Origin of the sequence: Jeotgalibaca sp. A127 (genome assembly GCF_052266745.1) — a bacterium.
In the GTDB taxonomy this organism is placed as follows: Bacteria; Bacillota; Bacilli; order Lactobacillales; family Aerococcaceae; genus Jeotgalibaca.
Genome location: NZ_JBQPRC010000001.1, coordinates 439,185 through 445,660 on the forward strand (window position 1 = coordinate 439,185; position 6,476 = coordinate 445,660).

At 44.9% G+C, this 6,476-nt stretch carries 5 protein-coding genes, 12 tRNA genes and 1 rRNA gene; all 18 read right to left on the minus strand.

Annotation, left to right across the window (positions count from 1 at the left end; all coding sequences use genetic code 11):
- Positions 1–23 precede the first annotated feature (23 nt).
- Complete coding sequence (locus tag ACTVAI_RS02195) at positions 24–872, minus strand: methyltransferase domain-containing protein (RefSeq protein WP_443485772.1); 849 nt, start codon at positions 870–872, stop codon at positions 24–26.
- Between the two features lie 16 nt (positions 873–888).
- On the minus strand, positions 889–2,268 hold the full coding sequence (locus tag ACTVAI_RS02200) for a PTS transporter subunit EIIC (protein ID WP_443485773.1): 1,380 nt from the start codon (positions 2,266–2,268) through the stop codon (positions 889–891).
- An 89-nt stretch (positions 2,269–2,357) separates the two neighbouring features.
- Entirely contained in the window at positions 2,358–3,005 is a 648-nt protein-coding gene (gene pcp / locus ACTVAI_RS02205) for a pyroglutamyl-peptidase I (RefSeq protein WP_443473600.1), read from the minus strand.
- A 20-nt stretch (positions 3,006–3,025) separates the two neighbouring features.
- Positions 3,026–3,967: a DUF979 domain-containing protein gene (locus tag ACTVAI_RS02210; RefSeq protein ID WP_443473599.1), complete on the minus strand. Its 942-nt coding sequence runs from the start codon at positions 3,965–3,967 to the stop codon at positions 3,026–3,028.
- Positions 3,967–4,653: a DUF969 domain-containing protein gene (locus ACTVAI_RS02215; protein WP_443485774.1), complete on the minus strand. Its 687-nt coding sequence runs from the start codon at positions 4,651–4,653 to the stop codon at positions 3,967–3,969. The genes ACTVAI_RS02210 and ACTVAI_RS02215 overlap by 1 nt, the downstream gene beginning before the upstream one ends.
- Before the next feature lie 471 nt (positions 4,654–5,124).
- Positions 5,125–5,208: transfer RNA gene (locus ACTVAI_RS02220), tRNA-Leu, on the minus strand.
- Positions 5,209–5,255: 47 nt separating this feature from the next.
- Positions 5,256–5,326 (minus strand) — tRNA-Cys (locus ACTVAI_RS02225).
- Between the two features lie 12 nt (positions 5,327–5,338).
- Positions 5,339–5,410: transfer RNA gene (locus tag ACTVAI_RS02230), tRNA-Gln, on the minus strand.
- A gap of 1 nt (position 5,411) precedes the next feature.
- A tRNA-His gene (locus tag ACTVAI_RS02235) sits at positions 5,412–5,487 on the minus strand.
- A gap of 11 nt (positions 5,488–5,498) precedes the next feature.
- Positions 5,499–5,569 (minus strand) — tRNA-Trp (locus tag ACTVAI_RS02240).
- Between the two features lie 15 nt (positions 5,570–5,584).
- Positions 5,585–5,665: transfer RNA gene (locus ACTVAI_RS02245), tRNA-Tyr, on the minus strand.
- A 1-nt stretch (position 5,666) separates the two neighbouring features.
- Positions 5,667–5,742, minus strand: a tRNA-Phe gene (locus ACTVAI_RS02250).
- A gap of 19 nt (positions 5,743–5,761) precedes the next feature.
- Positions 5,762–5,834, minus strand: a tRNA-Asp gene (locus ACTVAI_RS02255).
- A gap of 2 nt (positions 5,835–5,836) precedes the next feature.
- Positions 5,837–5,909 (minus strand) — tRNA-Val (locus tag ACTVAI_RS02260).
- A gap of 29 nt (positions 5,910–5,938) precedes the next feature.
- Positions 5,939–6,010 (minus strand) — tRNA-Glu (locus ACTVAI_RS02265).
- A 17-nt stretch (positions 6,011–6,027) separates the two neighbouring features.
- Positions 6,028–6,114: transfer RNA gene (locus ACTVAI_RS02270), tRNA-Ser, on the minus strand.
- A gap of 33 nt (positions 6,115–6,147) precedes the next feature.
- A tRNA-Asn gene (locus ACTVAI_RS02275) sits at positions 6,148–6,221 on the minus strand.
- Between the two features lie 11 nt (positions 6,222–6,232).
- Positions 6,233–6,348, minus strand: a 5S ribosomal RNA gene (gene rrf, locus ACTVAI_RS02280).
- Positions 6,349–6,476 lie beyond the last annotated feature (128 nt).

Here is a 6,476-nt window from a genome sequence, read left to right on the forward strand (position 1 = left end):
CATCTAATATAACACCGTTATGTTCATTTGTAAACCTTTATGGGTCCACTTATCAACAATGAAACCGCAACAGAAATTGTTTTCAATGGTTTTTTTATTATTTTTTCGATGTCAGCATCGGTTGCACCCCATGTGAGTGGTGTCATCTCAACCAACCAACGGAAAGTTGACTCGGTGAGTTCTACTTCGTACCTCACATGTTCATGTAATGCTTCCGGATATATTTCTTTGAAACGCTTCACCACATCCTGATTATTATAGCTACGGTCTCCATACAATAATTCACGCAGCTCGATCAAATAATCCGCATCCGGTACAACTTTGTACACCCGACCATCCGGTTTTAAAACGCGATTAAATTCCTGGTAATGGGACGGCGAAAAGATATTCAAGATGGCATCGAACTGTTCTGCCCCAAAAGGTGACTGGGCCAAATCCGCCACACACCAAAAAGCATCGTCAAAGAAGTGGGCTGCTGCCAGTTGAATCGCATCCTTGGAAATATCAAAACCAATTTTCTCCCCTGATAAACCTTTTTCGGTCAAATAATGTAAATGCGAGCCTTCGCCACAACCAACATCCAAAATCGTCCCTTCTTTGGGGATATGATTCAAGATGGCATCCAAAATCGGATGGAAAAATCCCGTATCCGCCAACGCCTTACGACTCGACAACATTGCCTTATCATATTCGTTTTGGCCCCCTTTTAACAATAAATGAAGCGTCCCTTTTTTGCCCAAATCAAAGCGGTGATTATTGGCACACACCACACCTTGACCTGACACGTCCTGGAACGCTTCTTTACAGACTGGGCACTGGAACAGCGCCAGATTTTCTTTTAAGAATACTGCACTACGTTCAATTTTTTTCACGACTCACCCTCCAACTTTATTCTATCACATCAAGTCCTTGACCGCTTGTGGCAATTCGAATCTCTTCATCTGTCAATTCCACCAAAGGCCGCATCATCGTCAGAAAATAAGCGATCAAAGCCGCCACCACCATGCAACTGATGGCAACAAATAGATTCCCGGAATCATCCACAAAGGCAGGCAATGAAGTGATATTTGGATTGACAAATTGATAGATCCTTAAATCAAACAACCCGGCCAACAATCCTCCGGCCCCGCCACCGATCATCACATACCACAGCAAATTCTTTAAAATTAATTCGCCCCCGTACATAATGGGCTGGGTTACACCAAAGAGAGACAATGCAAAAGAGAGCCCCGTATAATAACGATAAAGTTTTTTCCGGCTCTTCATTGTCAATGCGAGTGCCGCCCCTGCATGGGCAGCATTGGAAATGAGCATACCTGGTCCCAATAACATATCATAGCCGGTTGATTCAATCGCCTGAGTCGCTGTCTCAAAAAAGGAATAATGCGACCCCGTCAAAACGAATAACGGCCCCAAAAAGCCCATTAATGCCGTTGCCAAGAAAGGGATTCTTTCCGCCATCATGATGAACAACGAGACGGAGATATGACTGGCCAAAGCCATCAATGGCAACAAAATGATGACGCCAAAAATCAGACCCAATCCCATCAGGATACATGGTCGGATTACAGGCAACAGGGTCCCAGTCATCAGTTCAGTTAGCTGACGATTAATATAGGCTAAAAACGGAACCAGAATCAAAACAGGTAGAATCGTGTTGAACTGGTGGTTTTGGATAAGAGGGAATTTAAGGAACTGATTTAAAATTCGGTCTGCAACAAAATTGGTAATGGTTGGCTGGATCATAATCCCTGCGATTGCAGCAGCTATATAAGGGTTTGTTTTAAAATAGCGGGCACTGGAAAAAGCAATGAGGACAGGTAGGATCATAAAAACGAGGGTATAAATAACTGAAAGGGTTTCGGTGGCGCCTACAGCTGATCGGTAAATGGCGAATGACAATAACAAGACCATAAAGCCCTGTATGACGCCACCGGCCATAATCGTAGATAATAGTGGAATAAACAATTTACGCAAGAGATTTGTAAGCTTAAACGGCGGATCTTCTACTTCCATCCTGCCGGTTTCTGATAAACGTAACCCTGAAACCAACGCTTGGGCTGAACCATCATTTGTCAAGATACTGACACTGGTCAATCCAATTAACACTTCAGACACAAATGGTGCTGCTTGAATACGTTGGATTTCTACATATTCCATATGAGCAACACGAATGACAAGAAGCTGTTCGCCTGCTTCCGTTCCGACAATGTTATCAACACCACCCAAGCTAGCGGCTAGCTTATTTGCACGAAGCTGAAAATTCATTGATGTCCCTCCTCTCAGCCTATTTCGTCTCTAATATAACATTTTTGAGTAAAAAAAGACACTGACAGTAATCGTCAGTGTCATGGATATTAGTGAATAGCGCCGCCAACACGCTTTAAATCTTCTTTGTCATGGAACTCAACCATTGCTTCAATGGCAGCTGTCAGACCTTTCGCCATGTCTTCCAAACTCATTGCTGGTTGATTTGGTTTATTAACCACTTGCTCCGGGATATATGGGACATGGATAAATCCGGCCTGGATGCCGCCCAATTCCTTCTCCGCTAAATAGAGAGCGTGATACATAATGTGGTTGCAGACAAAAGTACCTGCCGAGTTGGAAACAGCTGCCGGCACTCCCGCTTCTTTTATTTTTTCAACCATTGCTTTAATTGGCAAAGTTGCAAAATATGCAGGTGCTCCGTCTTCCTTGATGACTACGTCGATCGGTTGGTTGCCTTCGTTGTCTTCGATACGGGCATCATCTTGGTTGATCGCCACGCGTTCAGGTGTGATGGCAAAACGGCCGCCCGCCTGCCCGATACATAAAATCATGTCAGGTTTAATTTCCAAGGCTTTTTCACGCATGACATCTGCTGATTTGTGGAAGACAGTCGGAATTTCCAACTTCACAATTTCTGCGCCGGCAATTTCGTCTGCCAACAGTTTTACGGCTTCAAGAGCCGGGTTAATTTTTTCGCCACCGAATGGGTCGAAGGCTGTTACTAAAATTTTCATCGTATTATTCCTTTCTTTTCCTAGAATGCCCAGAAATACATCAGTGCGATATGTACCACGATTAAAATGAGTGCCATTGGCGTTTGTGCTTTAATCACGCCGTTTGGATTTTTCATTTCCAATAATGCAGCAGGCAGTGCGTTAAAGTTGGCTGCCATTGGTGTCATCAAGGTTCCACAGAAACCAGCTGTCATCGCGAGCGCACCTGCAATAACAGGATCGGCACCTTGTGCGATCACGAATGGAATCCCGATTCCAGCTGTAATAACCGTAAAGGCAGCAAATGCATTCCCCATGATCATTGTAAAGATAACCATACCAAACACATATGCCAAAACGCCAATCAAACGATTGCCTTCAGGTACGAAACCGGAGATCAAGTCAGCGATAACATCGCCTACTCCAGCTGTCGTGAACAACACTCCAAGTGCTGCCAGTAGTTGCGGTAAAATACCGGTCGTACCAACTTGTTGCACCATACGATCGGATTCAGCCAATGTTTGGTTTGGTGTTGCCCGGAAAATAGCCATAGCAACAATAAGTGAAAGGACTGCTGCAGCCCCGATACCCACTTGACCGCCGAATGGTGTAAATTGAGCGATTAATACCGCTGTTAAAGCCAAAAGGATAGCCGGGATGAATATTTTATTGCCAAAACGGTTTGCATGCGCTGTTTGTTCCTCTTCGGTGTTGGTCTCGATTTTACCGATTTTCACTTGTTTAAAGAGCGTCAAGAGACCCATGATCAACAAGAAAACCCCGCTGAAAACTGCAGGCATAAAGTTTCCAAACCCAAATACCACACCTAACAGTGCCCAGAACAAAGCAGTTCCGAAACGAGTCGGGTGATCCGGTTGTTTCAACACGCGAAAAGCTGTATAAAATAACTGAAGTCCGATAAGCAAATAAAAGAACTCAAGAATCATAGGAACGAGCGTTTCAGTAATGTAAGCTGTATCCATTATTTACGCCCTCCTTTCTTCCCGTATTTACGGTCCATTTTTCTATCCGTCAAAATGTTGCTACCTGCGGCTAATGCCAAAGCAATTAACGCTACTGGAATAGAAGCAGATGCTACTGCAACAGGTGAAATTTCATAGCCCAAAGACTCCATTGTTCCGGAAATCAACAAAACGCCAGATGCTGCAATAAATGTATTTTGTGCGAAGAAATTACCAAAGTTTTCAGATGCTGCAGATTTTGCTTTCAACATTTCCACGTCATCTTCATCAATCTCATCGTATTTCAGTTTTGCTGCAGCTTGCACCATTGGGTCAACAATCGGACGTACAAACTGTGTTTGCCCTTGTACCCGAATGGAGAAAAAGGCCGCAATCTCGCGGATGAATTGATACAAGGTCAACATTCTTCCGGATGTCAGTCCTTTTAATTTTTGAATCAAATTGGTAGCCTGCACTTTTAGTCCAAAACGTTCAGATAAGCCAATCATAGGTAACGTCAAGAAGAACAACGTTACTAAACGGTTATTCACAAATGCCGATCCCAGAATTTCCAAAATTTCGACAAAAGAAATGCCGGATACTAACCCTGTTATAACTGCAGCAATTAAAACAACCGCAATAGTATCCAGTTTAAGAACAAAGCCGATGACAATAATAGCAATACCAATCAAACGTATCCATTCCATTGTTTATCACTCCTAATAAGTATTTTATAATCAACATATTATATCAGAAAGTAGTGCATTATAGTAAAGATATGTTGCTGTATCTGGGGAGCTGAGTAAAAAAAATTACGTCCTTGCCTATGTGCGGCGTTAAGCAGGTGGTAGCATTTTAATCGTCGCACTTTATGTCCCTAGTGCGGCTTTAAGCGCCTGGACGAGCGCAGAAAGCCGCATTTAACCCCCGTAGTGTGGCGTTCCCATAAAAATTCGCAACGGAACGCCGCATTTTTCCGGAAAACGCGGCGTTTATGTCTAAAATATATTTTAATCGCCGCACCCGGCTATACGTGTGAGCATCAAAAAAGTTCTTGGTTATCTGGTGTCGGTGAAGGAAATGCCCTTCGGGATTTCCGCGAAGAATACCTACCAACACCATAAATAATAGAATCCAAAAAAACACCAACCTCTCCGAAGAAAGATTGGTGTTTAGTATACCGGCGGCCGGGGTCGAACCGGCACGCCCTCGCGGGCACTGGATTTTGAGTCCAGCGCGTCTGCCTATTCCGCCACGCCGGCATAACGAGTATGTAAATGAGGTTGCAATTTTTTTATTCTTTTCAATAAGGCGGTAACCGGATTTGAACCGGTGATGAAGGTTTTGCAGACCTGCGCCTTACCACTTGGCTATACCGCCATAATCAAAAAACTGGGGTAGCTGGATTCGAACCAACGAGTGACAGAGTCAAAGTCTGTTGCCTTACCGCTTGGCTATACCCCAATGGGGCGACTGATGGGAATTGAACCCACGAATGCCGGATCCACAAACCGGTGCGTTAACCACTTCGCCACAATCGCCATAAAACTAACAGGGGTAGTAGGATTCGAACCCACACTGACGGTTTTGGAGACCGTAGTACTACCATTATACTATACCCCTAAAAACAAAAAAAGATGGAGGGGGGCAGATTCGAACTGCCGAACCCGAAGGAGCGGATTTACAGTCCGCCGCGTTTAGCCACTTCGCTACCCCTCCATGGTGGCTTGGGACGGAATCGAACCGCCGACACCTTGAGCTTCAATCAAGTGCTCTACCAACTGAGCTACCAAGCCATTTTAAAAAATAAAACTACGGTTCCGACGGGATTTGAACCCGCGATCTCCTGCGTGACAGGCAGGCATGTTAACCCCTACACCACGGAACCAATGGAGGTTGACGGGATCGAACCGCCGACATCCTGCTTGTAAGGCAGACGCTCTCCCAGCTGAGCTAAACCTCCATGTATTATAAAAATACATCGCTGAAATATGACCCGTACGGGAATCGAACCCGTGTTACCGCCGTGAAAGGGCGGTGTCTTAACCGCTTGACCAACGGGCCATGATAATATTCTAGAACGGAGAGTAAGGGATTCGAACCCTTGAGACGGTTACCCGCCTACACGGTTTCCAACCGTGCTCCTTCGGCCACTCGGACAACTCTCCAGACATTGCTATTAGACCTCTTAAAAAAGAGAACTCCGCAAGTAGGACTCGAACCTACGACATCTTGATTAACAGTCAAGCGCTACTACCAACTGAGCTATTGCGGAATAATGTTGATGCGCGGCAGCGTCCTACTCTCACAAAGGGAAACCCTTCACTACAATCGGCGCTAAGAAGCTTAACTTCTGTGTTCGGGATGGGAACAGGTGTGGCCTTCTCGCCATTGCCACCGCACATCTATTTAATTGGGGGAACACCGTTCCCTCAAAACTGAATCCATAACACGTGGTAACGGCCGACCAAAGCCATTCCGCGCTTGCTTTTTTGAATCTTCAATCGTGGTTAAGTCCTCGACCGATTAG

What these genes read in the sequence shown, in the direction of transcription:
- ACTVAI_RS02200 (WP_443485773.1), bottom strand. Translation starts at nt 2,268, where the DNA reads ATGAATTTTCAGCTTCGTGCAAATAAGCTAGCCGCTAGCTTGGGTGGT.
- pcp (WP_443473600.1), bottom strand. Translation starts at nt 3,005, where the DNA reads ATGAAAATTTTAGTAACAGCCTTCGACCCATTCGGTGGCGAAAAAATT.
- ACTVAI_RS02210 (WP_443473599.1), bottom strand. Translation starts at nt 3,967, where the DNA reads ATGGATACAGCTTACATTACTGAAACGCTCGTTCCTATGATTCTTGAG.
- ACTVAI_RS02215 (WP_443485774.1), bottom strand. Translation starts at nt 4,653, where the DNA reads ATGGAATGGATACGTTTGATTGGTATTGCTATTATTGTCATCGGCTTT.